This is a genomic window from Janthinobacterium sp. SUN033 (assembly GCF_030397595.1).
Classification (GTDB): Bacteria; Pseudomonadota; Gammaproteobacteria; order Burkholderiales; family Burkholderiaceae_D; genus Janthinobacterium; species Janthinobacterium kumbetense.
The window spans coordinates 96,819-119,956 of sequence record NZ_JAPQNV010000005.1; the positions used below are offsets into that span (position 1 = coordinate 96,819).

Here is a 23,138-nt window from a genome sequence, read left to right on the forward strand (position 1 = left end):
AGCGTATCTGTTATGGTGTGATTGAATGGGCCAGCGCGCGGCGGTCGAGTTTTCCTGCGGCCGTGTACGGTAACGCTGCCTGGATGCGCAGGTCACGGGGGAATGCCTCGATTTGCGCGTGCTGGCGGCAATAGGCGACAAAAGCGGGTAATTCGAAGCCGCCGTCGACCACCAGCATGCCGATCAGTCCCTGTGGTCCTGCGGTGATGGCGGCTTCCCTGACGTGTGGATAGCTGCACATCGCCCGTTCCAGCGGGGCAGGGTGGACGATGTCGCCATATTCGTTCTTGAGCTGGTCGTCGTGCCGGCCCAGCAAGGTAATGTTGCCGAGGCCATCGTGGCTGGCGATATCGCCAGTGAAGATCCAGCCATCGCGGGCGATGGACGCCGTTTGCGCCGGATCGCGCCAGTATTCCAGCATGAGCTGGTTGCTGTGCACGCGCAATTCCCCTGTTTGTCCTTTCCCGAGCGGCATGCCCCTGTCATCGCAGATTTGCACGATGGCGCCGACGGCGCGGCCGCAAGCTTGCGTGGCACCGGGCGCGTGCTGGAACAGCATGCACAGCCCCCCCGTTTCCGTCAGTCCGTAATAATCGATGATGGCGAGCCGCATGCGCTCGCTCAAGGCCGCGTGCAGCGACGTTTGCAGGGGCGCGCCCGTGGAAATGATTTGCCGCAAGCTGGCCGGGTGCAGGGTCAGGTGGGCCGGCAGCAACTGCAGCATGGCTAGCCAGGCGGGACCTGTCGCCAGGACGGTCACGCCATGGCGCTGGGCCGCTTGCAAGGTCTTGCCGACATTGCCCCGTTCGTTTTCATCGGCCAGATACACGCTGGCACCGGCAAACAGGGCGGCGACCATGGGGTTGCGTAAGCCGCTCATGGTGTGGCAGTCGCCCAGCGACAGCAGGATGTCGCCATCATGCCAGCCAAATTCCGTCGCCGCCAGCTGGCCGCTCTGCATGAGGGCGCGCTGGCTGTGGACGACGCCCTTGGGGATGCCAGTACTGCCAGAAGTAAACAGGATCACGGCAGGATCGTCGGGGTGGACGGCCTGTCCGGGCAGCTCCGGCGTCGGCGGCAGCTCCATCCAGCCTTCCAGCAAGGCTGATAATTCAGGCAATGCGCAATCTGGCGGCAAGACCGCCGCCGCTTCCTGGCCGATATCGTCGAGCAGCAGCGCCGGGCAGCTTGCCAAAGCGGCGGCGCTGTGACGGGGATGATCCAGTACCAGCAGGGCGGGAGCAATGCGTTCCAGCAAGGGTTGCAGCAAGGCGGGCGTGTCCGTCAATTCCTTGCGCAAGGGAACCACGACAGCGCCGATGCGCCAGCAGGCCCAGCTGAGCAGTACCGCTTCAGGGTGGTGGGCACACAGCATGGCGACGCGGTCACCTGCCCGCACGCCCATCGCCAGCAAGCCCCGTTGCAACGCCGGCACGAGTAGCTCGACTTCGGCCCAGCCAAAGGCGCTGTCGTCCATGCCGCACAGCAGGAGCGGGCGCTGCTGGTACAGCGTGGGCAGTAATTGCCACAGATACTCAAAGGTTTCTTCCTGTGGCAGCGGACGCACGATCTGGCTGGCATAGTACGATTGCAAGCGTGCCATGGCGCCGCTGATGGGGGCCATCTGCAGCAGTTCCATATCGACCATGTTTCTGGCTTGCTGGCAAACGTATTCCACTGGCAGGCGCAGGCGCTGCGCCACTTGCTCCAGGGTACGTAGCTGGCCCAGCTGGAACAGGATCTGCAATTCTTCAGCGCTCAGTTGTCGTGGTCCGAGGCGCGCCAGGCGTTCCGCATAACAAGGATGGCGCACCAGCAAATCTTGCATCAAGCCACCCAGCGCATCGGTATCGGGCACACACCAGCCGTTCAAGCTGTCGAGCCGCAGCACGGCATTGACGACGGCGCGCGATGCGGGCAATGCCAGGTCGAGATCGGCCTGGCGCAGGGGCGCCCCTTCCCATGCGGGAGGCACCAGCGCCACGACGCCGTTGTAGTGTGCAGTGTCCGGTTCGCCATGCAACTGTCCGATGGCGTCGAACAGGGTTACCTCCGACATCACCAGCGTCTTGCGTTCGCCGCGTGCTTGCGCAGCATCAAAGCGCTGCTGGTAGCAACGGCCGTGAATAATGTTGCCGCCGCGCTCGAAGTACGGCGTGGGCTGGCTATTGGCCATGTGTACATGCGGGAAGATGATCGGCGCATCGCTGCGGGCGATGCGCAGCATGTCGCCGGCGAAGGTCAGTGGCGCATAGCGATGCAGTGAATCAAGGCCATGAATCAGCGCGAACGTGCCGTCGCGAAAAGGCATGGGACTACCTGGCGGCAAGAAAATAATGTCATGGTTGGGCGCGCGCTTTCCAGCGGGCAACCAGTGCGCATATCCCATGTAGCCGAGCACATCGAAGTTGCCTTCCCATACAGAAATGACATGTTGCTGGGGAAACGCCGCAGCCAGCATTTCGCCACTCCAGCCCGTTCGGCCCCAGGTGTCGAGAATGAGGTCGCCAGGTTGCAAATGCTCCCTGATCAGGTCCAGCAAGGCATAAAAGGCGCGGGTGGATTCATTGAAGGGTTGAAAGGCGGCGTAGCGGTCGGGAATGCGGCGCACATGGCGGCGGTGCATGAAGGACAGATAGTCGGCGCTGGGCGTCAGCTGGGCACGCATCGCCGGCAGCATATGGGCATCGCCGCCTTGCCGTGCTTCCGTAAAGAGCACAAAGCCTTGCACGACGGGAACGGTAATCGCGCACGCCGGACAGCTCAATATCGCTTCCAGCAACGGTGCCGACGCCCCGGCTGGCGTGTTGCTTTGCAGGGGCTGTCGGCAGGCGGGGCAAGCCAGGGTATCTAGTGTCGTTTGCAACATGGTGTCGCCGTTCGTAAAGGTGTGTTGTCAGACCACGGCCGGCATCGGCGACTTGTCCTTGTAATCGCACAGGTCGGCAATCATGCAGTTCCAGCATTGTGGCTTGCGCGCCGTGCACGTGTAGCGGCCGTGCAGGATGAGCCAGTGGTGGGCGTCGTGCAGGAATTCCTTGGGGATGAATTTCAGCAGTTTTTGCTCGACGATATCGACATTCTTGCCCGGCGCGATGCCGGTGCGGTTCGAGACGCGGAAGATATGCGTGTCCACGGCCATCGTCGGTTCGCCAAACGCCGTGTTCATGACCACGTTGGCCGTCTTGCGGCCCACGCCGGGCAAGGCTTCCAGCGAGGCGCGGTCGCGCGGCACTTCGCCGCCGTGCTGCTCGAGCAGGATCTGGCAGGTGGCGATGACGTTCTTCGCCTTGGTGCGGAACAGGCCGATGGTGCGGATGTAGCTGGCCAGCTCGTCCACGCCCAGGGCCAGTATCGTGGCTGGCGTATTGGCGACCGGATACAGCAAGCGGGTCGCCTTGTTGACGGACACGTCCGTCGCCTGTGCCGACAGCAGCACGGCGATCAGCAGCTCGAACGGCGTCGTGTAGTCGAGTTCCGTTTTCGGGGAAGGATTGGCGGCGCGAAAGCGCGTAAAGATTTCCAGGCGTTTGGCGGCGTTCATGCGTCTTTTTTCGGGGTGGTGGGGGCTGGCTGGGGGGTATCCGTGCTGGCGGCAGCGGCCTTGGCGCGCGCGCGCTCCATGGCCGCGGCGATGATGGCGCGCTTGCGTTCCTTTTCCGCCTGTTCATCGGGCGTGACGGGCACTTCCTGCGTCACTTCGCGCATCTTGGCGACGGCCTTGGCGGCCAGGCGCGCTTCGTTTTCCTCCGTTTCGCGGCGCAGGCGCTGCGTGCGGAAATCGTGGCGCGCGCGCGCGTCGTCTGCTTCTGCCTGGCTCCAGGCATCCCAGCCCGTGGCGTCGCCGCTGACCGGGTACATGACGATGCAATCGACGGGGCAGGGCGCCACGCACAAGTCGCAGCCCGTGCACAGGCTTGTCACCACCGTATGCATCTGCTTGGCGGCGCCGACGATGGCGTCCACCGGGCAAGCCTGAATGCACAGGGTACAGCCGATACACAGCGATTCGTCGATATAGGCGACAGATCGCGGACGTTCGAGGCCGTTGACGGGATTGAGCGGGATGATTTTTTTGCCCAGCAAGCCGGCCAGGCGCACGATGCCTTGCGCGCCGCCCGGCGGGCACTGGTTGATGTCGGCGCTGCCGGCGGCAATCGCTTCCGCATACGGGCGGCAACCGTTGTAGCCGCATTTGGTGCATTGCGTTTGCGGCAGCAAGTCTTCGATCTGGTCGGCAAGTGAGGGAGGGGCAGGGTGCGGCACGGTCATCTTCCACGGTAAAACGCCATTATCGGCCATCCGGCGCGCGCACAAGTAAAAACCTGTTTCGCGAGAGGGGATAGCCGGCGCCATGACAGCCTGTTGCAGGCGCGCCGCAATCGTATTTTATTTCCCGTGGGAATGTCAAAGTGCAAATAAACAACTTTGCAATTTCTTTTTTTTGTGGGAGCATGATTTTTATCAAGCCAGTAATCAAAAAAAGCCGACCGCCAGTCCTGTTGCCGTACCTGCATTGCAAGGTGCGCCAGGCCATAGGAGCCAAACATGCGTTTCCTCCGGACAGTTGGTTTGCCCTTCTGTTTGTTCATGCACTCTGCACTTGCCCTGGCACACGGGCAGGCTAGCTCCCCCATGGCGGCGCCGGGCGCTGCCAGCTCGCGCATCGTCCGCTTCGCGGCGGAAGACTGGCCACCGTTCATTTCCCGCAGCCTGCCGGCCGACGGCATGTCGGGCGCCATGGTCAGCGCCGTTTTCGAGCGTCTCGGCTATACGGTCAAGTATGACTATTTTCCCTGGAAGCGCGCCATGCAGTTTGGCCTGGCCAGTTCCCGCTATGCCGGGTTTCTGGCCGTGTGGCGCACGCCGGAACGGGAAAAACTCTGCCACTTTTCTGTTCCGGTTGGTAACACGCAGGGTGTGCTGGCCTACCTGAAGGAGGACGGCGTGCCTGGCGCCAGCCTGGCCGACCTGGGCAAGCTGCGCATCGGCACCGTGGCAGGCTACTCGAATGGGGAACAGTTCGATGGCATGGTGGCGCGCGGCGAGCTGAAGACGGAAGAGGGCTTGAACGACGCGACGAATCTGAAGAAACTGTTCATCAAGCGTTACCGCGTGATCGTCATCGAGCGCCATGTCCTGCAGCACTTGTTGATGGGGCGCAACTTCAGCAAGGCCGAGCGCGAGCGCATCGCCGTCATCGATACCGTCTTCAAGGAGCGTCCCGTGCATGTGTGCTTCCAGCGCGATGCCGGGGGGGCGGCGTGGCAAAAACGCTTCAACGAGGCGGCGCGCGATATCGATACGGCCCGGCTGGAACGCGATTACTGGAAGCGGCTCGATCAGAGCCTGGCGACCGCCCCGGCGACTCCCTGACACGGCGCGCCGCCGCTGTTGTTAGTTGCCAAAACGAAATATCTAAATACGAAACCATTCGTTCTTGTTTGTTTGTCCATCCTTTAGTCTGCAGCCACTGTGTTGACGACTTTGAAAGGATGTTTTCGTATGCTGGAACCGATTCACAAGCATGACCCCGCCCCGCGTTTGCGGCAACTGGCGCACGCCGTCTCGGCCGCCGTACTGCTGCTGGGGGCGCCTGGCGTGGTCCACGCGCAGGCCGCGCCGGACGGCGCTGGCGCACTGGCCGCCGCGCCGTATGACACCGTCATCGTCACGGGGGCGCGCGGCACGGGCCGCACGGTGGCCAACAGCGCCGCCCCCATCGACGTGATCAGCGCGCAGCAATTGCAAGCCACGGGCAAACTGAACTTGCTCGATGCGCTGGATACGGCCTTGCCGTCGTTCAACTTGCCGGCCCGCGTGCAGCCGGACCTGGGCAGCATCGTGCGCGCCGGGCAGTTGCGCAACCTCGACCCGTCGCATACCCTGGTATTGGTCAACGGCAAGCGCCGGCATACGACGGCCATCGTCAACGAGGATGGTTTTCCCGGTTCCGTCGCCACCGACCTGGCCCTGATACCCACGGGCGCCATTGCCCGCGTGGAAATCCTGCGCGACGGCGCCTCGGCCATCTACGGTTCCGACGCGATTGCCGGCGTCATCAACATCATCCTGAAGGCGGATGACAAGGGCAGCTTCAGCACCCAACTCGGCTCCACCTACGACGGCGACGGCACGAACGGTTCCGTGCGCATCGATGGCGGCACGCGCCTGGGCGAACACGGCTTTGCGCACTTCGGTGCCGAAGTCCAGCGCCAGGGCATCGCCGTGCGCAATTTCGGCCTGAATCCCGGCTACCTGTCGTATCCGGCCGTGCGCAACAGCGATGGCCAGCTGGTGAAATTGGGACCGAACAACAGCTTGCCGGCCGGCGCCTCGCCGAACCCGGCAGAAGCAAGCCGCAACAGCAATCCATGGCGCAATACGGGCGTGCCGCAAAGCACGACCGCCTCGCTCAGCGCCAACTTCGGTTATGACGTGTCGAACGAGGTGCAACTGTATGGCTTCGGCACGTACGCGCACCGCAATGCCCGCTCGGCGCAGAATTTCCGTCTGCCCAATACCATTTTTAATAACAACAAAGGCTTGCTGTCCGTGTATCCCGACGGCTTCACGCCGTATGAAACGACGAGCGAAAACGATTTTTCCCTGACGGGCGGCGTCAAGGGCGAGACGGCCGGCTGGAACTGGGATATCAGCAGTACTTACGGACGCGACGATATCGACGTGGGCGTGGAAAACTCGGCCAATTATTCGCTGACCTATCCGGGTGGCAAGACGGATTTCACCATCGGCAATCAGCGCTACAGTCGCTCGACCACCAACGCCGACGCGCGCCGTCCCGTGCCGCTGGGCTTGAGCGAGCCGGCCGACCTGAGCGTCGGTCTCGAGTATTCGCATGAAACGCAGCAACGCAGCCCGGGTGAGCCCGCTTCCTGGCAGGGCAGCGGCTCATCGGCGCTGGCCGGCTACCTGCCCGTCGACGCCTCGGACACGGCGCGCCACAGCTATGCGGCGTATGTCGGCCTGGGCGCGAAACTGACGCCGCAATTGCTGCTCGACACGGCACTGCGCGCCGAGAAATATTCCGATTTCGGCAGCAAGACGACGGGCCGTTTGTCCGCCCGCTATGACGTCACGCCCACGGTGGCCGTACGCGGCACCGTCAGCAATGGTTTCCATGCGCCGAGCCTGGTGACGCAATCGTATTCGAACACCTCCGACCATGCGGGTGTGCCGTATACCCTGGCACAGCCGAACTCGGCCGCAGCGCGGGCACTGGGTGCGCAAGCGCTGAAACCGGAAAAATCGACGAATCTGTCGGCCGGGCTGACCTTCAATCCTACGCCTACCCTGCGCCTGGCCGTTGACGCGTATCAAATCAAGGTCAGCGACCGCCTGGGTGTGTCGTCGAACATCGGCATCGACCGCAGCTCGGGCGTGGCGCTCGACGGCAGTGGCCGGCCGCTGACGGCGGCGCAAGCAAGCGTGATCGAAAACCTGCTGCGCTCGGCGGGTTTGACGGTGGGCAATGGCCTCGTCGCGCATTACTTTGCCAACGTGGGCGACACGCGCACGCGCGGCATCGATTTGACGGCCGAGGATGTCTTGCGCGTGGCCGACGGCAAGCTGCGCTGGACGGCGGCCGCGAATATCAACCACACGAGCCTGGTCGGCAAGGCGGCCTTGCCGACGGTGCTGCAAGGCTTGCCGAATATCGGCACCCTGAGCAAATCGGCCGAGTACGACTTGCTGTACCGGGCGCCGCGCGACAAGGAAATCCTCACCCTGGCGTATGAAAAGGCGGGCTGGACGTTCAACGTGCGCGAGACGCGTTACGGCAAGCTCAAGCGCCTGAACGCCATCACGGGCGGCGATTACCAGCTGAAAGCCGCCTTCGTGACGGATATCAGCGTCGGCTACGACATCAGCAAGCGCATCAACGTGACGGTGGGCGCCAACAATGTCTTCGACCAGAAACCGGGCCAGGTGCCGCGCGACGCGCGCAGCGCCGCGAATCTGGCGCAGTACACGGGCGCGTATGACAACTCGGGACCGTTGGGCGTACTGGGCGGTTATTACTACGCCCGCGCCACCGTTCACTTTTGATCTGCCTTCTCTCCATACTCATAATCAAGAACAGGAAATCCTATGTCTGACAACACTCAACACGCGGCCATCGACCTGGAATGGGCCAATCTCCTCTCGCCGCAGCGCCGCACGGTCTTGCGCGGCGGCGGCCTGGTGGCGGCGCTGGCCGCTTCGGGCCTGGCCGGCACGGCCCTGGCGCAGGATGGCGCCGTCAAACGCGTAAAAGACGTCAAACCAGCGGCTCCCGGCAAGAGCCCGTGGGGTGAGCATACGGACACGGCGCCCACGCCGCGCCCCGTCAGCGTGCGGCCCGGCGAGGAAACCTTGCCGGCAAAGCCACGCGCCTACACGGATATCGAGAGTTATCACGCGCATATCTATTTTGACGAAGACAGTTACCAAAAGGCGGCGCTGATACGCAAGTGGGCGGCCGAGCGTTTCCAGATCGAACTGGGCGACTGGAACCTGGAGCCGCGCGGCCCGCACGTGACGCCGTCGTTTTACTTTGGCTTCACGAATGACTTGCTGCCCGTCATCGTGCCGTGGCTGCAACTCAATAGCCTGGGCCTGACGATACTGATCCACCCGAACACGGAAGATCCGCGCGCCGACCATTTGTATTACGCGCTGTGGGTGAACCGCTCGCAGCCCGTGAATGGCTATGCGATGAAGAAGCCGGGGCCGGGCGAGCCGCGAGTCGAGCAAATCTTTGTCAATACGCGCCCGACGGTGAAGGTCGAAACGTCACGCGCATGAGCGGGGCATAAAAAAAACGGCACGCCAGGGTAGCCTGGCGTGCCGTTTTGCCTGAAATACTGCGGATCAGGAATGTTTCTGGATGAATTCGCCGATTTTCGGGCAAATGATCTCGCGCCAGCGGCGGCCCGAGAAAATGCCATAATGGCCACATTTTGGCGCCACGAAATCCTGCTGCATCTCGGCAGGGATGCCGGAACACAGGTCATGCGCCGCCTGCGTCTGGCCGGCGCCGGAAATGTCGTCCAGCTCGCCTTCTACGGTGAACAGCGCCACATTCGTGATGTCTTGCGGACGCACCAGCTGGCCGCCCACTTTCCACGTGCCCATCGGCAAGCTGAATTCCTGGAAAACCGTTTTAATGGTTTCCAGGTAGTACTCGGCCGGCATGTCCAACACGGCGTTGTACTCGTTGTAGAACTGGCGATGGCCTTCCGCCGGCTCGTCGTCGCCCGTCACCAGGTGCATGTAGAACTCGCGATGGCTTTGCGCGTGACGGCCCGGGTTCATGGCGATGAAGCCGGCGTGCTGCAGGAAGCCCGGATACACCTTGCGGCCAAAACCCGGGTAGTTCGGCGGCACCGCGTAGATCACGGTGTTTTCAAACCACGAGAATTTCTTTTCCGTCGCCAGGTTGTTTACTTGCGTGGGCGAGCGGCGCGGGTCGATCGGGCCGCCCATCATCGTCATGGTTTTCGGCATGTGCGGATCTTTGGCCGTCGCCATCAGCGAGATGGCAGCCAGCACGGGCACGGTCGGTTGACAGACGGAAATGACGTGCAAGTCAGGCGCCAGCAGGCGGATGAATTCCTGCACATAATAAATGTAGTCGTCCAGGTGGAACGGCCCTTCCGTCAGCGGTACCATGCGCGCGTCCGTCCAGTCGGTGATGTAGACATCGTGCTCGGCCAGCAAGCCGCGCACGGTATCGCGCAGCAGGGTCGAGTGGTGACCGGACAGGGGGGCAACCAGCAAAACTTTGGGCTGTTGCAAGCCAGTGGCTTCTTTCTTGAAGTGAATCAGGCGGCAAAACGGTTTTGTCACGACAACGTGTTCGCGGATGTCGACGTTCTCGCCTTGGACGAGAACGGATTTGATGTCAAATTGTGGTTTTTCGTAGTCTTTGCCAAGGCGGTACATCAGCTCGTAGCCGGCTGCGATGCGTTGCGAAAACGGGGTGTGGGCCAGTGGAGAAACCGGGTTGGTAAATAACTTGGAGGACATGTCTGCCCATTGCATCACCGGAGTGAGGAAGGAGCGTTGCAGTTCGTGCAGTTGGTAAAGCATATATAGTCCTTGTTTAATTCCAAGCGCCAATATCGGCTCAAATATCATAATCCAATTTTACGATATTTGTTGAGGACAAAATGTGCATTACCGCGCATAGGTCCACAGTTTGCGCTTTGGTGTGACAGCGCGCCACACTTGCGTGGATAGACCTGCAACGATGTTCTAAAAGCAAAAAAAGCAGCGTTTCCGCTGCTTTTTGTACATTTTTTCGCCGCCACGCCCCTGCGGAGAACAGTGTCTCCGCCGGAAACGCCGCGGCAAGTGCCGTGCGCTTAGCGCACCAGCATGTCGAGTTTGTCCTTGACGTCCTTGTATTGCTCGGCTTCCGGCAAGGCAGCCTTCGTCTTGGTGATCGAAGGCCAGTTACGGGCCAGGTCGACGTTGATCTTGATGAAGGCTTGCTGGTCTCCCGGCACGTCTTCTTCCGCGAAAATCGCGTTCACCGGGCACTCTGCCACGCAGACTGCGCAGTCAATACATTCGTCCGGATCGATTGCCAGGAAGTTCGGGCCTTCCCGGAAACAATCTACCGGGCAGACATCGACGCAGTCGGTATAGCGACAGGCGATGCAGGATTCGGTGACAACGTGGGTCATAACAGTCCTATCAATTTGGGGGGAGGTGCTGTAGCGCCTGCAGGAACCTCGGCGGCGCATACTAAAGCAAAGCATTGTATTTTAAGGCAATTCGCTATTTCTCACAAATCCCGCTTATATACAATACATATAAGCAAATTCATTTTTTGGCAGCGCCGTTGCCGCGCAGAGCGTGCAATTCAGCGACTATCCGGGACGTTACCATGAAGAACGCGGCAAGAAAGCGACAGTCGCCCGATGCTGCAGGGAGCAGGACGGGCGAGGCGGGCGCTCGCCGTGTGGTGTTTTTGTTTTACCCAAATCAAGATCGGTAAAAATAAGTGCCGGAACAATCAGGCGCTGGCGCGTATTTGCATCAGCAACTGTTGCCAACGTGCATTTTCAGCACTGCCATCCTCGGCAAACGTGATGGTGCGGCGCGCGGCCGGTGCCTCGACGGTGATCTGCCAATGGGGGATATCGGCGCCCACCTGTTCGCCCGTGCCCTGCGGGTGCGTGAAAAAACCGCTGCTGGCCAGTGTCGCTTCCAGCCCGGGGCCGGCCGGGTGGGCTTGCGTATCGATGTCGTACTGTTCGCTCAGGCCGGCAAAGCCGCCGCTGCTGCGGGCTGAAATTTTCATGCTGCTCCTTCTTGGGGACGGTGGTGGGGAAATGATGCGGCATGCCTTCGCCTGCGGCTGACCGCTGGCGGGCTTGCGGCGCGGGGCGCTTACCGGGGGGCGTAACTGCGGCACCAGGCCGCCAGTGCTTCGCGCTCCGCTTCCAGCAATTGATCCGATTCGCTGTATTCCGCATGGTTCATGGTACCGCAGCAGGCGCGCCTGTCTTGCACGGCGCCCGCTTCGTCGATGACATCGGGGGCAAAGGTCATTTGTCCATCCTCCGTCATGGCATTGTCCTTGAGCACTTCGCGCACGGTAAAGCTGTTGCGGATGAAATCGAGGTAGCTGGTAAAGCCGTCGGCTTGCGCCAGGGTCAGCATATGACCGGCCACGTCGGCGTACGTGGCCGCCTGGTCGGGGGACGCCACCAGGGCGCGCAAGACCAGGCTGCGCAGGTAGTCGCCGCAACGGTGCAGCACGGCCGCGTCATCTTCCAGCTGGGGCTGGCGTTCGTGGGCAAAGATGTCGGCCAGGATGTCGTAGATAGCGCCTGTAAACACTTGCGAGATGGCGTGCACTTCCGTGCCGGCCTCCGACAATTTGATGTCGTTATCGGCATTGCGCAAGCCGTTCGGCCGGCCTAGCGCCAGGCCGAACTGTTCCGCCAGGTCGGCCAGGAAAGTTTTGTCGTGCAGGTCGGACTTGGTTTGCGCGATCACGGCTTCGACCTGGTCCAGCTGCGACAGGGCCAGGAAGATGGCCGTCAGGTCGCCGAACGATTCGTGCAAGCCGCCCGTCTGCGGTGGATTATTGTTGAGCAGCCAATTCGGCTTGAGGCCATCGAGGATGGCGTGCCCGGTTTCATGCGAGACGATGTCGAGCGAACGGCAGGTGTAGACGCGCTCGGTGGCGCCGCTGGGAATGAAGTCGCCGAACTTGAGGGCCTTGTCGCTGCGGCTGTAATAGGCATTCATGACATTGGGCAAGCCGTGCGGGAACACGCGCAGCGGTGCCGTGTTGCTGGCGCTATTCCATTGCCAGGGCAGGGGCGGCGCCGTGTTGTTGCTGGCCATCGCGCGCTGGTACATGGTCAGCGTCATGCGCACGATGGCGAACGTGTGCACGGCGTCGAATTGGTCGGTGTTGGGCGAGACGATGAAGTCGCCAAAGGCGTTCGGGCTGACCTGGGCGATGCCCGGCTCGCCAAAGGTGATGCGCGCGTCGCGCGGACCTTGCAGTATCAGGCCGGGCAGGAAGGACTTGCGCGTGCCCAGCTCGCTCACGGACGGGTCTTGCTTCCAGATCAGCACGCGCGAACCGACGGGCACGGCGGCCAGGTTGCGGACCGTGGCGTCCGTCAGTCGGGGCGGACCCGGCTGCAGGGTCAGTTGCGCATTCTTGCGGTGCAGGCGGTAGGGCGCCGAGGGGGTAGGGACGTAGCCGACAGGCAAGGACACGCATTTGGTCAGCACGGCTTCGACCGGCACGATGACTTTCTGGTCCATGGTAGCTCTCCAAGACACTCGCAACTGGAATGGAGATAGTCGGCCTGCTTCGGTGGTTGCGGTTTGATGCGGCGCAAGTGCGGCGCAAGAAAGCGCGGTTTTTTCCGGGTGCCGGCGTTCCCCATGGCTGCGGCTGCCGCGTGGCGGCTGGTATGATGCTGGCCGTATGGCACCCGTTTTTATAATAAAAGGATCGTTTGATGGCGGATATAAATATAGTTCAGCAACATAAGCTGACAGCAGCAAAGGCGCGCGAAGCGGCGCAGCAAGTGGCCGACAAGCTGGCCCAGGAATATGACCTGGCGTGCGCCTGGGATGGCGATGTGCTGCGCTTCGAGCGCAGCGGCGTCGATGGTTCGCTGACCCTGGAAAAAGAGCAGGCGCAACTGCAAATCAAGCTGGGCTTCATGCTCAGCGCCTTCGCGTCCACGATTGAAGGCAAGATCGCCGAAAAGATGCGCAAGGTGTTTGCCGAGCCAGTTTGATCCGCTTGTCTGGCGCCATGTTTGGTGCTAGAAAACGTGTCGCAGCGATGGGCGAAAAGACGATGAAAACACGTCGCTTTTCGCCTTTTTCACGTCTGACTGTACGCTGGCGAACATTGCTAGCACATTTCTATTTGGAAAGCCATTGGACTTTGGCGGCTTTTTGCGTTATACTTGAGTCATATTTACAACAGCTACACCGCGTTTCACCATCTGCTTCGCAGTACTCCCCACTCGCTGAGTGGTGAATAATTCATTGGGTTTTACACCCGCATCCAGTTAAAAGTAGCTTGGTCGATTTTTTTCGGTCAAATACATTTGGTGCCATGTATTTGCATGGCGCTAGCGTTGTTAAAAGTCCTGAACCACAGCCTCTTTTAGCACGCACACGGCACCCCGGCACCGGCTTTGGCCATCCGCTGGTCACATGCGTGTCACCCCCTGTTTCCTGTCGCTCCCGTGCGCTTTTTTGTGCCGTGGCGTAGCCGACGCAACAGGGTTTGCTGATTCCCGCCGCAAGCTGGCAGCTTGCTGGGTTTCATTCCATTCGTCAAATCGAGGGAGAACCACATCGTGGCAAAACAAATCATTATCGACCATGTGTTCAAAGTGTTCGGCGACAAGCCAGAAGAAGCACTTGAACTCGTCCATCAGGGCGCCAGCAAGCAGGATATCCTGGCCCAGACCGACTGCACCATCGGCGTTTTCGACGCCACCTTTACCATTGAAGCGGGCGAGATCTTCGTCATCATGGGCCTGTCCGGTTCGGGCAAGTCGACCCTGGTGCGCATGCTGAACCGCCTGATCGAACCGACCGCCGGCCGCATCCTGATCGACGGCAACGACATCAATACCTTGCCGGACGCCCAGTTGCGCGCCCTGCGCCGCAAGGACATCAGCATGGTGTTCCAGTCGTTCGCGCTGCTGCCGCAAATTACCGTGCTCGACAACACTGCCTTCGGCATGGAGCTGGCCGGCATGCCCAAGGCCGAGCGCCATGCGCTGGCCCAGCAAGCTCTGGAACAAGTGGGCCTGGACGGCTACGGCGCCAGCTATCCCGACGAATTGTCGGGCGGCATGCAGCAGCGCGTGGGCCTGGCCCGTGCGCTGGCCTGCGATCCATCGATTCTGTTGATGGATGAAGCGTTTTCCGCGCTCGATCCGATTATCCGTACGGAAATGCAATCGGAACTGCTGCGCTTGCAGCAAATCAAGCGCCGCACCATCGTCTTCATTTCGCATGACCTCGACGAAGCCATGCGCATCGGCGACCGCGTTGCCATCATGAAAGACGGCCACGTGGTGCAAGTGGGCACGCCGGAAGAAATCCTGCGTAAACCTGCCAACGATTACGTGCGCAACTTCGTGCGCGGCGTCGATGCGGCGGCCGTCTTCAAGGCCAGCGATATCGCCCGCAAGAGCCAGATCGTCGTGTCCGAATCGCCGAGCCGCGGCTCGCGCGCCGCGCTGTCGATGCTGGAAGAGCAGGATCGCGCGTTTGCCTACGTCGTCAATCCGCAGCGCAAGTTCCTCGGCGTCGTCTCGGCCGATTCGCTGCGCAGTGCGCTCGACGGCCATGTGGGTCCGCTGGGCCTGGCGCATGCCTATCTGCCCGACGTGCAGACCATCAATGCAGATGAGCCAGTCGCCGGCCTGTTCGGCCAGGTGGCGCAACTGCCTTACGCCGTCCCTGTGGTGGCCAATGACGGCAGCTTCCGCGGCGCCATCAGCAAGACAACCTTGCTGAAGTTCCTCGACCGCGACACGCCAGCCATAGCCGAACAACAACAGAAAGGACAAGCATGAATCCAAGCACCGTTTCCACAGTAGAACCTGTTGTTGAACAGGCCGCTCAAATCAATCCTTGGGCGCTGACGCCGCCTACCGACGCCAGCACCGCCTGGCTGGACGCCGCCGCGCCTGCCGTGCAGCCGGAACATGCGTCCGGCTTTCACCTGACGCAGATTTTCGACGGCTCGCTGCCGCTGGAAAGCTGGATCAACCAGGGCCTGGGCTGGGTCGTCGCGCATTTCCGTCCCTTCTTCCAGGCCGTGCGCGCGCCGATCGACAGCGTGCTGTCCGGCGTGGAAGGCGTGCTGCTGGCCGCCCCGTCGCTGACGGTGATCGCCATCATCGGCTTGCTGGCTTGGCAATTTACCAGCCGCACCCTGGCCATCGGCACCGTGCTGGCGCTGCTGCTGGTGTCGATGCTGGGCATCTGGCCGGAAGCCATGACGACCTTGTCGCTGGTCTTGACGTCGCTGGCGTTCTGCCTGGCCATCGGCTTGCCGTTGGGCATCTTCCTTGCCAGCAGCGACCGCGCGCAGAATATCCTGCGCCCCCTGCTCGATGCCATGCAGACGACGCCGGCCTTCGTCTACCTGGTGCCCGTGGTGATGCTGTTTGGTATCGGTAATGCGCCTGGCGTGATCGTGACGATCATCTTTGCCCTGCCGCCGCTGGTGCGTTTGACCAACCTCGGCATCCGCCAGGTGCGTCCCGACCTGATCGAAGCGGCCCGCGCCTATGGCGCCTCGCCGTGGCAGTTGCTGACCCGCGTGCAATTTCCGCTGGCCATGCCATCGATCATGGCCGGTATCAACCAGTCGCTGATGCTGTCGCTGTCGATGGTCGTGATCGCCTCGATGATCGCCGTCGGCGGCCTGGGCCAGATGGTATTGCGCGGCATCGGCCGCCTGGATATGGGCCTGGCCACCGTGGGCGGCCTGGGCATCGTGTTGCTGGCCATCACCCTGGACCGCTTGACGCAAGCGATGGGCCAGCCACGCCGTGGCGTGCGCCACTGGTACCAGACGGGTCCAGCCGGTTTCGTGCTGCGCCTGGTGCGCGGCAATGCGGAGAAAAATAATGTTGAACAGCAAGTAACGCTGGCCAACGCACAATAAAGGATACACATGCATCAAATCGACAATTTCAAAGTGACGCAAAAATCGCAACGCAAGTTCCAGCTGTTTTCCGCCCTGGCGATCGCCGCCATGGCCCTGACCACCAGCCTGGCCATGGCGCAGACGCCGGCCGCCGCTGCCGATGCGCTGCCCGGCAAGGGCGTCAAGGTGCAGCCGCTGCAAAGCTCGATCGCGGAAGAAACCTTCCAGACCATGCTGGTCGACAAGGCCCTGGAAAAGCTGGGCTACGAAGTGCAGCCCATCAAGGAAGTGGAATATCCGACGGCGCATATCGCCATTGCCAACGGTGACGCCACCTTCATGGCCGTGCACTGGGACCCGATGCACAAGGATTTCTATAACAATGCGGGCGGCGACGCCAAGCTGTCGCGCACGGGCCAGTATGCGGGGCCTGCCGCGCAAGGTTATCTGATCGACAAGGCGACGGCGGAAAAGTACAACATCACGAATATCGACCAGTTGCGCGATCCCAACCTGGCCAAGCTGTTCGACCATGATGGCGATGGCAAGGCCGACTTGACCGGTTGCAACCCCGGCTGGGGCTGCGAAGCGCTGATCGAGAACCACATGGATGCGTATAAATTGCGCAAGACGGTGACCCACGTGCAGGGCAGCTATGCGGCCCTGATCGCCGACACCCTGGGCCGCTACAAGCGTGGCGAACCGATCCTGTATTACACGTGGACGCCGTACTGGGTCAGCGGCGTGCTGGTGCCGGGCAAGGACGTGGTCTGGCTGAAAGTGCCGTTCTCGGCCAATCCGGACAAGGTGAATACCCGCCTCGACGATGGCAGCGACTACGGCTTTGCCGTCAACACGGCGCGCATCGTGTCGAACAAGGCCTGGGCGGAGAAGAACCCGGCCGCAGCCAAGCTGTTCGAAGTGATGCAATTGCCGGTAGCGGACATCAATGCGCAGAACGAGCGCATGCGCCGCGGCGAAAACACGCAAGCCGATATCGCGCGCCATACGGCTGGCTGGATCAAGTTCCATCAGCAGACGTTTGACGGCTGGATCGCGCAAGCGCTGGCGGCGGCGAAAAAGTAAGTTTGCGGCTGAGACAGGCGTAAAAAAAGTGGCTACCGATTTGGTAGCCACTTTTGCATTTTCAGCCTGTTTTTGTGGTTTTTGGTGAGTTTTCAGCCGTTTTCGGCCCATTTCTCTGCAAAACAGGCGTTTTCAGGTTTAATCCTTCAAGTCTTCGATCAGGTCGATGTATTGCTGTTGCGCCTCTTCCTTCGAGGTGCCGGCCAGGGCCGCCCAGGCGTCGAACTTGGCGCGGTTGACGAAGTCGGTCATGCCAGGACGCTCGCCCGTGGCGTCGCCGCTCGACGCTTGCTTGAACAAGGCGTAGATTTTCAACAAGGTCATATTGTCCGGACGCTCGGACAGGGTCTTGGAATCGAGCTGCGCTTGTTCGAATTGCTCTTGTAAACTCATGATGGCTCCTGTGTGCTGATGGAATCGCTGGAAAAGTGCGGCAGGCCCGGCGGAGTGGCCACCGTGCGTGCTGCAGTGCCTGACATCATAGTGAAAAAAGCGCGCCGTGCATTAGAGGACACACTCAAAACAAAAACGCCGCCGCTGCGTGAACAGGGGCGGCGTCCGTACAGTCGCTTGAGCGCTGCGGAGTCGGTGCTTATACGCCCAGCAGTTCGACGTCGAAAATCAGGGTGGCGTTCGGAGGAATCACGCCGCCGGCGCCGCGTGCGCCATAGCCCAGTGCTGCCGGGATGATCAGCTGGCGCTTGCCGCCCACTTTCATGCCTTGCACGCCTTCGTCCCAGCCTTGAATGACGCGGCCGGCGCCCAGCGGGAATTCGAATGGATCGTTGCGGTCCTTGCTCGAGTCAAATTTCGCGCCGGCGCTGCCGTCGTCGTTTTGCAGCCAGCCCGTGTAATGCACGACAACATTGTTGCCGGCTTGCGCTTCAGCGCCTTCGCCAACGGTGGTGTCGATGTATTGCAGGCCGGAAGCGGTAGTGGTGGTGGTCATGATTATCCTTGTGTAGGCGATGAAAGCTTCAGATTGTAGAGCAATGAGTTGCAAAGCGCCATTCCAGGCCTGGCACGGGGAAAAAACGGAAATTACGGCGATGTGTGGCTGCCGGCAGCATTTAAGGGGGGATTTCACACAATAAATACAGTGTTCCACGTAAAATGCATGTTTTGTATTTAACAGTGATTTTTGCCATGTTCCGCAGTCTACGCCGCCTTGTTTTTTCCTCGCTGTGCCTGGTTTCCGCAATATCGACGGCGCAAGCCGAAGTGGTGGTGGTGCTCAATTCCCGTGATGCTACGGTGCAACTGCTGGACCAGAAAACCTATGCTCCCCTGTCCACCTTTGCCGTCGGCAAGGAACCGCACCATCTGATGGAAACGCCGGACGGCAAGTCGCTGATCGTCGCCAGTTCCGTTGGCAACGAGCTGATTTTCCTCGACCCCGTGTCGGGCCAGATCCAGCGCCGCATCAGCAACATCCTCGACCCGTACCAGATCGGCTTTTCGCCGGACCAGAAATGGTTCATCTCGAACTCCTTGCGCCTGGACCGTATCGACCTGTACCGCTATGACGGCAAGAACCTGACCCTGGCCAAGCGCATCCCGCTGCCAAAGTTGCCCAGCCATATGGCGTTCACGGCCGACAGCACCATGGCTTTCATTACGCAGCAGGGCAGCAACCAGGTCAGCGCCATCGACCTGGCCACGCAAACGGTGAAATGGACCATGCCCGTCGGCCCGGCGCCAGCCGGCATCACGATGACGCCCGATGGCAAGCATTTGCTGGTGGGCATTATGGGCAGCGATTACGTGGAAGTGATCGACTGGCGCACGCAAAAGACCGTCAAGCGCATCAAGGCGGGCGCCGGCACGCACAATTTCCGCGCGCTGGGCGACAACCGCATGACGTTCGTCTCGAACCGCGTGTCGAACACCATCAACATCATCGACCAGCAAACCCTGGAAAACGTGGGCACCATCAATGTGCCGGGCGGCCCCGATTGCATGGAAATCACGCCGGACGGCAAGACCATGTGGGTAACGTTGCGCTGGATCAAGAAAGTGGCCGTGATCGACTTGACCACGCGCAAGGTGATCAAGACCATACCGGTGGGCCGCTCGCCCCATGGCGTGTACTTCGCCACCCACTCGCCGCGCATGTGATGAGCAGGTGATGATGAAACGCTTCATTTTCGCGGGCCACGCGCCCGCCATGCTGCTGTGCGCCAGCGCCATGCTGTCGCCCGCGCATGCCGCCGCACCTGCTGCCGTACCTGCCGCCGTATCTGCTGCCCCAGCCGCATCTGCAGCTGCATCTTTAGCGCCAGCCGCCTGCAGGGGTACCATCTACATGACCTTCGACACGGGCAGCCAGTCGCAAGCGCAGCTGATCGCCGACGTGCTCAACAAACGTCATGTGAAGGCAACCTTCTTCCTGGCCAATGAAAAGACGACGCGCGGCGACTATTCGCTCGATGCCTCGTGGGCGCCGTACTGGAAAGCCCGCGTGGCCGAAGGCCATGCGTTCGGCACGCATACGTTTGACCACGTGTACTGGAAGAAGGATCTGGCCAACGGCTTGATCCAGGTCAAGCCCCAGTTCGGCAAGGATGGCGGCAAGCTGGCCTCCATCACGGATCAGCAGTTCTGCGAGGAATTGCGCCGCGTCGATACGCGCTTCCAGGAGCTGACCGGTCGCAAGCTCGACCCGTTCTGGCGCGCACCGGGCGGCTACACGTCGCCGCGCACCCTGGCGGCCGGCAGCGCCTGCGGCTACCAGCACGCGGGTTGGGCGCCGGCCGGCTATTCGGGCGATGAGCTGCCCAGCGATAAGTATCCGAACGCCACGCTGCTGAAAAAAGCCCTGGCGAACTTGCGCAGCGGCGACATTTTCATTGCGCACATGGGCATCTGGTCGCGCAAGGAGCCGTGGGCGCCGGCCAACCTGGATGCCTTGATTTCCGGCCTGCAAGACAAGGGTTTCTGCTTTGCCACCCTGCGCGAGCATCCTGCCTATGCGCAGAAGAAGGGCCAGCCATGATCGCCGCCGACATCGTCAGCTTCGTCACGCCCGTCATCGATGCCGTGGTCGACGCCTTTGGCGCGGCGCAAGGCTGGCTGTTCCAGACCATCGTGAACCCGCTCGTGTATCACCTGGGCTTTGGCGAATTCACGGAAGAAGCGTTCGAGGGCACGGAGTGGCTGCTGATCGGCCTGTGCGAACTGGTGCTGCTGTTTCTCGTGCTGCGTCCGCTCGAAGCCTTGATTCCCGCGCAAAAGATGACGGACCCGCGCGCCCGCTGGAACGATTTTCTCTATACGGTGCTGCACCGCGTCGGCCTGTTTTCCGTCGTGGTCTTCTTCACGCTCGATCCGCTGATGGATGCATTGGCGGGCGCCTTGCGCTTCGACAATATCCATCCATTGAATCTGGAATCGCTGTTGCCCGGCATCAGCCCCTTGCTCAGTTTTATCATTTATTTTGTGATACTGGACTTCGTCGATTATTGCTACCACCGGGCCTCGCACCATTTCGGCTGGTGGTGGGGCTTGCACAGCCTGCATCACAGCCAGCAAAACATGAATTTGTGGAGCGATGACCGCAACCACTTGCTCGATGACTTCCTGCGCGACGTGGTGATGGCGCTGGTGGCGCTCGGCATTGGCGTGCCGCCGGGCCAGTACGTGCTGCTGGTGTCGATTTCGCGCATCCTGCAAAGCTTGCAGCACGCAAATGTGAGGATACACTTCGGCCGCATCGGCGAGCGGCTCTTGATCTCGCCCCGTTTCCACCGCACGCATCACGCGATCGGCGTGGGGCACGAGTCGAAAGGCAAGGGCAGCATGGGTGGTTGCAACTTCGGCGTGGTCTTGCCGATTTGGGATATGCTGCTGGGCACCGCGAATTTCTCGGCGGGCTATGCGCGCACGGGCGTGCGCGACCAGCTGGCCCGCATCGACAGCAACGGTGTCGGCCGGCCGGGGCGCAACTATGGCCGCGGTTTCTGGCAGCAGCAATGGCTGGGCCTGCGTCGCATGGTGGAATTTGCAAGAATTAAACGAAAAGGACGCCGTTGATGCGTAATGTGCTGAATTCGTATGGCCGTGCTTTCCTGTCGCAATTGCATGGCAGGATACTGCTGCTGAGCGTAGCGCCGTTCATCCTGTCGCTGGTGCTGTGGGGCGGCTTGCTGTACGTGGGCTTGCAGCCGCTGATCGACAGCCTGCATGCGCTGTTCACGCAGTACGATTTCTTCCGCACCAGCGGCCAGGTGCTGACCACCTTCGGCCTGGGCGTGCTGAAAGCCGTGATCGTGCCGCTGATCGCCATGTTCATGCTGCTGCCGCTGATGATCCTGACGGCGCTGATCTTCATGGGCCTGTTCGCCATGCCGGCCATCGGCCGCCATATCGGCGGGCGGCACTTTCCGCAACTGGAAAAGAAGCATGGCGGCAGCCTGCTGGGCAGCGTCGGCACTTCGCTGGCCACATTCCTGCTGTTCATCGTCGTCTGGGTGCTCATGTTGCCCCTGTACGCGTTTCCGCCGGCCGCCCTGGCGGGGCAAGCCGTGCTGTGGGGCTGGCTGACCTACCGCGTGATGGCGTACGACGCCATGGCCGACTACGCCAGCGTGGACGAGCGCCACGCCATCATGCGCACGCAGCGCTGGCCCCTGCTGGCCATCGGCATGGTGTCCGGCGCGGCCGGCGCCGTGCCGGGCTTGCTGTGGATGGGTGGCGCGATGTCGGTGGTGTTCTTCCCCTTCCTGGCGGCGTTCGCCATCTGGCTGTACGTGCTGATCTTCATCTTTACGGGGCTGTGGTTCCAGTATTACTGCCTGGAAGCACTGTCGCGTTTGCGGGGCGTACGCGGCATGACCGACGTGGCGCCAGCGGACGCTTGAGTATTTTTATCGAATTCTACGAGGAAGCTTCATGGCTATCGGATTGATCATCATCGGCGACGAAATCCTGTCGGGCAAGCGCACGGACCAGCATTTCCCGAAAGTGGTGCAAATGCTCAAGGCGCGGGGATTGCAGCTGAGCTGGGCGGAATATGTGGGCGACGAGCCTGCCCGCCTGGTCGCCTTGCTCAAGCGCAGCTTTGCCAGCGGCGACATCGTCTTCAGCTTCGGCGGCATCGGCGCCACGCCGGACGACCATACGCGCCAGGCGGCCGCCGATGCGCTGGGTTTGCCGCTGGTGCTGCATCCGCAGGGCAAGATCAATATCCAGCAGCGCATCACGGAAATGGGCATAGAGGCGGGCGTGCCGGCCGATTTGCACTCGCCGGAAAACCTGCACCGCTTGAAAATGGCGGAATTTGTCGAAGGCGCCGAGCTGATTCCGAATCCGTACAACAAGATTGCCGGCTTTGCCGTGCGCGAGCATTACTTCGTGCCGGGCTTTCCCATCATGTCCTGGCCCATGATCGAATGGGTGCTGGACACGCATTATGCGCACCTGTTCAACCAGGTGCCGCATGCGGAACACGCCTTGCTCGTGTACGAAACGGCCGAATCCCTGCTGACGCCGCTGATGGTGCGGCTGGAAGCAGAGTTTCCGTTGATCAAGGTTTTCAGCTTGCCCAGCGTGGGCGATGCGCAGACGCGCCGGCATATCGAACTGGGCGTCAAGGGCGAGCCGGCGCAAGCGGCGGCCGCCTTCGCGCAGATGTGCGCCGCACTCGATACTTTGCAGGCGGAATACACCACCATCTGACATGCAGCCAGCTCGGCGCCGGCGGCTTTTTTGCCGGCGTCCAGCCCGCCGTGCATCTATGTACGCAAGCGTACATTCCAAGACGTTGTTTTTTTGCGAAAATCTTCAATGAAGCAAGATTTTTGTGTGCGCTCGTCAGTCGTTTTCATGCCGATGTGGTGGAATGGTGAACAGGGGCCTTGCGTGTCAAACGCGGGGTCGC

Annotated in this window: 21 protein-coding genes; 12 read left to right on the top strand and 9 right to left on the bottom strand. The window is 61.3% G+C overall.

What is annotated here, in order from left to right; genetic code table 11:
- Positions 1 to 10: 10 nt before the first annotated feature.
- From OX460_RS21145 to rsxB, 3 genes are read right to left on the bottom strand one after another with little or no spacing between them, the layout of a single operon-like run.
- Positions 11 to 2,869: an AMP-binding protein gene (locus OX460_RS21145; RefSeq protein WP_289899835.1), complete on the bottom strand. Its 2,859-nt coding sequence runs from the start codon at positions 2,867 to 2,869 to the stop codon at positions 11 to 13.
- Positions 2,870 to 2,896: 27 nt separating this feature from the next.
- Positions 2,897 to 3,544: an endonuclease III gene (nth, locus tag OX460_RS21150; protein ID WP_034782448.1), complete on the bottom strand. Its 648-nt coding sequence runs from the start codon at positions 3,542 to 3,544 to the stop codon at positions 2,897 to 2,899.
- Positions 3,541 to 4,272 (bottom strand): electron transport complex subunit RsxB, encoded by a 732-nt coding sequence (gene rsxB, locus OX460_RS21155; protein WP_289899836.1) that lies wholly within the window; start codon positions 4,270 to 4,272, stop codon positions 3,541 to 3,543. The genes nth and rsxB overlap by 4 nt, the downstream gene beginning before the upstream one ends.
- Positions 4,273 to 4,635: 363 nt before the next feature.
- Between rsxB and OX460_RS21160 the strand changes: the two genes are divergently transcribed.
- The 3 genes from OX460_RS21160 (at position 4,636) to OX460_RS21170 (ending at position 8,808) form a co-directional block, all read left to right on the top strand.
- A complete protein-coding gene (locus OX460_RS21160) occupies positions 4,636 to 5,376 on the top strand; it encodes a transporter substrate-binding domain-containing protein (RefSeq protein WP_099665327.1) in 741 nt (246 codons plus the stop codon).
- A 129-nt stretch (positions 5,377 to 5,505) separates the two neighbouring features.
- Positions 5,506 to 8,070 carry a TonB-dependent receptor gene (locus tag OX460_RS21165; protein ID WP_289899837.1) on the top strand — a complete coding sequence of 855 codons (2,565 nt, stop codon included), beginning with the start codon at positions 5,506 to 5,508 and terminating at the stop codon, positions 8,068 to 8,070.
- Between the two features lie 42 nt (positions 8,071 to 8,112).
- On the top strand, positions 8,113 to 8,808 hold the full coding sequence (locus tag OX460_RS21170) for a DOPA 4,5-dioxygenase family protein (RefSeq protein ID WP_289899838.1): 696 nt from the start codon (positions 8,113 to 8,115) through the stop codon (positions 8,806 to 8,808).
- A gap of 66 nt (positions 8,809 to 8,874) precedes the next feature.
- Here OX460_RS21170 and phaZ read toward each other — a convergent pair whose 3' ends face one another.
- From phaZ to OX460_RS21190, 4 genes are all read right to left on the bottom strand, one after another.
- The gene (gene phaZ / locus OX460_RS21175; protein WP_077400193.1) at positions 8,875 to 10,095 is read right to left on the bottom strand and encodes a polyhydroxyalkanoate depolymerase; all 1,221 of its coding nucleotides are present in this window, start codon (positions 10,093 to 10,095) and stop codon (positions 8,875 to 8,877) included.
- Between the two features lie 275 nt (positions 10,096 to 10,370).
- Positions 10,371 to 10,694: a ferredoxin FdxA gene (gene fdxA / locus OX460_RS21180; RefSeq protein ID WP_010395176.1), complete on the bottom strand. Its 324-nt coding sequence runs from the start codon at positions 10,692 to 10,694 to the stop codon at positions 10,371 to 10,373.
- Positions 10,695 to 11,026: 332 nt separating this feature from the next.
- Positions 11,027 to 11,314, bottom strand: a complete 288-nt coding sequence (locus tag OX460_RS21185) for a protealysin inhibitor emfourin (protein WP_289899839.1) — start codon at positions 11,312 to 11,314, stop codon at positions 11,027 to 11,029.
- Between the two features lie 89 nt (positions 11,315 to 11,403).
- Entirely contained in the window at positions 11,404 to 12,801 is a 1,398-nt protein-coding gene (locus OX460_RS21190; protein WP_289899840.1) for a hypothetical protein, read from the bottom strand.
- 200 nt (positions 12,802 to 13,001) lie between these two features.
- Here OX460_RS21190 and OX460_RS21195 point away from each other — a divergent pair, with 200 nt between their 5' ends.
- The 4 genes from OX460_RS21195 (at position 13,002) to proX (ending at position 17,260) form a co-directional block, all read left to right on the top strand.
- The gene (locus OX460_RS21195) at positions 13,002 to 13,286 is read left to right on the top strand and encodes a polyhydroxyalkanoic acid system family protein (RefSeq protein ID WP_077400202.1); all 285 of its coding nucleotides are present in this window, start codon (positions 13,002 to 13,004) and stop codon (positions 13,284 to 13,286) included.
- A gap of 573 nt (positions 13,287 to 13,859) precedes the next feature.
- Entirely contained in the window at positions 13,860 to 15,092 is a 1,233-nt protein-coding gene (gene proV, locus OX460_RS21200; protein ID WP_099668215.1) for a glycine betaine/L-proline ABC transporter ATP-binding protein ProV, read from the top strand.
- Positions 15,089 to 16,192, top strand: a complete 1,104-nt coding sequence (gene proW, locus OX460_RS21205) for a glycine betaine/L-proline ABC transporter permease ProW (RefSeq protein WP_289899841.1) — start codon at positions 15,089 to 15,091, stop codon at positions 16,190 to 16,192. Before proV ends, proW begins: the two co-directional genes overlap by 4 nt.
- A gap of 9 nt (positions 16,193 to 16,201) precedes the next feature.
- Positions 16,202 to 17,260 carry a glycine betaine/L-proline ABC transporter substrate-binding protein ProX gene (gene proX / locus OX460_RS21210; protein ID WP_099665321.1) on the top strand — a complete coding sequence of 353 codons (1,059 nt, stop codon included), beginning with the start codon at positions 16,202 to 16,204 and terminating at the stop codon, positions 17,258 to 17,260.
- A gap of 138 nt (positions 17,261 to 17,398) precedes the next feature.
- Here proX and OX460_RS21215 read toward each other — a convergent pair whose 3' ends face one another.
- On the bottom strand, positions 17,399 to 17,653 hold the full coding sequence (locus tag OX460_RS21215; protein WP_034782468.1) for an acyl-CoA-binding protein: 255 nt from the start codon (positions 17,651 to 17,653) through the stop codon (positions 17,399 to 17,401).
- 199 nt (positions 17,654 to 17,852) lie between these two features.
- Positions 17,853 to 18,209, bottom strand: a complete 357-nt coding sequence (locus tag OX460_RS21220; RefSeq protein ID WP_034782471.1) for an FKBP-type peptidyl-prolyl cis-trans isomerase — start codon at positions 18,207 to 18,209, stop codon at positions 17,853 to 17,855.
- Between the two features lie 197 nt (positions 18,210 to 18,406).
- Here OX460_RS21220 and OX460_RS21225 point away from each other — a divergent pair, with 197 nt between their 5' ends.
- Genes OX460_RS21225 through OX460_RS21245 form a run of 5 tightly spaced genes read left to right on the top strand, consistent with a single transcriptional unit; the run spans position 18,407 to position 22,936 of the window.
- A complete protein-coding gene (locus OX460_RS21225; RefSeq protein WP_034760259.1) occupies positions 18,407 to 19,378 on the top strand; it encodes a beta-propeller fold lactonase family protein in 972 nt (323 codons plus the stop codon).
- Between the two features lie 10 nt (positions 19,379 to 19,388).
- Positions 19,389 to 20,255, top strand: a complete 867-nt coding sequence (locus OX460_RS21230) for a polysaccharide deacetylase family protein (RefSeq protein WP_289899842.1) — start codon at positions 19,389 to 19,391, stop codon at positions 20,253 to 20,255.
- The gene (locus OX460_RS21235; protein WP_289899843.1) at positions 20,252 to 21,292 is read left to right on the top strand and encodes a sterol desaturase family protein; all 1,041 of its coding nucleotides are present in this window, start codon (positions 20,252 to 20,254) and stop codon (positions 21,290 to 21,292) included. The genes OX460_RS21230 and OX460_RS21235 overlap by 4 nt, the downstream gene beginning before the upstream one ends.
- The gene (locus OX460_RS21240; protein WP_289899844.1) at positions 21,292 to 22,119 is read left to right on the top strand and encodes an EI24 domain-containing protein; all 828 of its coding nucleotides are present in this window, start codon (positions 21,292 to 21,294) and stop codon (positions 22,117 to 22,119) included. Before OX460_RS21235 ends, OX460_RS21240 begins: the two co-directional genes overlap by 1 nt.
- Before the next feature lie 31 nt (positions 22,120 to 22,150).
- Positions 22,151 to 22,936: a molybdopterin-binding protein gene (locus OX460_RS21245; RefSeq protein ID WP_289899845.1), complete on the top strand. Its 786-nt coding sequence runs from the start codon at positions 22,151 to 22,153 to the stop codon at positions 22,934 to 22,936.
- Positions 22,937 to 23,138 lie beyond the last annotated feature (202 nt).

Excerpts from the sequence above, each read along its gene's own strand:
- OX460_RS21145 (WP_289899835.1), bottom strand. The coding sequence starts at position 2,869 with ATGTTGCAAACGACACTAGATACCCTGGCTTGCCCCGCCTGCCGACAG.
- nth (WP_034782448.1), bottom strand. The coding sequence starts at position 3,544 with ATGAACGCCGCCAAACGCCTGGAAATCTTTACGCGCTTTCGCGCCGCC.
- rsxB (WP_289899836.1), bottom strand. The coding sequence starts at position 4,272 with ATGACCGTGCCGCACCCTGCCCCTCCCTCACTTGCCGACCAGATCGAA.
- OX460_RS21160 (WP_099665327.1), top strand. The coding sequence starts at position 4,636 with ATGGCGGCGCCGGGCGCTGCCAGCTCGCGCATCGTCCGCTTCGCGGCG.
- OX460_RS21165 (WP_289899837.1), top strand. The coding sequence starts at position 5,506 with ATGCTGGAACCGATTCACAAGCATGACCCCGCCCCGCGTTTGCGGCAA.
- OX460_RS21170 (WP_289899838.1), top strand. The coding sequence starts at position 8,113 with ATGTCTGACAACACTCAACACGCGGCCATCGACCTGGAATGGGCCAAT.
- phaZ (WP_077400193.1), bottom strand. The coding sequence starts at position 10,095 with ATGCTTTACCAACTGCACGAACTGCAACGCTCCTTCCTCACTCCGGTG.
- fdxA (WP_010395176.1), bottom strand. The coding sequence starts at position 10,694 with ATGACCCACGTTGTCACCGAATCCTGCATCGCCTGTCGCTATACCGAC.
- OX460_RS21185 (WP_289899839.1), bottom strand. The coding sequence starts at position 11,314 with ATGAAAATTTCAGCCCGCAGCAGCGGCGGCTTTGCCGGCCTGAGCGAA.
- OX460_RS21190 (WP_289899840.1), bottom strand. The coding sequence starts at position 12,801 with ATGGACCAGAAAGTCATCGTGCCGGTCGAAGCCGTGCTGACCAAATGC.
- OX460_RS21195 (WP_077400202.1), top strand. The coding sequence starts at position 13,002 with ATGGCGGATATAAATATAGTTCAGCAACATAAGCTGACAGCAGCAAAG.
- proW (WP_289899841.1), top strand. The coding sequence starts at position 15,089 with ATGAATCCAAGCACCGTTTCCACAGTAGAACCTGTTGTTGAACAGGCC.
- proX (WP_099665321.1), top strand. The coding sequence starts at position 16,202 with ATGCATCAAATCGACAATTTCAAAGTGACGCAAAAATCGCAACGCAAG.
- OX460_RS21215 (WP_034782468.1), bottom strand. The coding sequence starts at position 17,653 with ATGAGTTTACAAGAGCAATTCGAACAAGCGCAGCTCGATTCCAAGACC.
- OX460_RS21220 (WP_034782471.1), bottom strand. The coding sequence starts at position 18,209 with ATGACCACCACCACTACCGCTTCCGGCCTGCAATACATCGACACCACC.
- OX460_RS21225 (WP_034760259.1), top strand. The coding sequence starts at position 18,407 with ATGTTCCGCAGTCTACGCCGCCTTGTTTTTTCCTCGCTGTGCCTGGTT.
- OX460_RS21230 (WP_289899842.1), top strand. The coding sequence starts at position 19,389 with ATGATGAAACGCTTCATTTTCGCGGGCCACGCGCCCGCCATGCTGCTG.
- OX460_RS21235 (WP_289899843.1), top strand. The coding sequence starts at position 20,252 with ATGATCGCCGCCGACATCGTCAGCTTCGTCACGCCCGTCATCGATGCC.
- OX460_RS21240 (WP_289899844.1), top strand. The coding sequence starts at position 21,292 with ATGCGTAATGTGCTGAATTCGTATGGCCGTGCTTTCCTGTCGCAATTG.
- OX460_RS21245 (WP_289899845.1), top strand. The coding sequence starts at position 22,151 with ATGGCTATCGGATTGATCATCATCGGCGACGAAATCCTGTCGGGCAAG.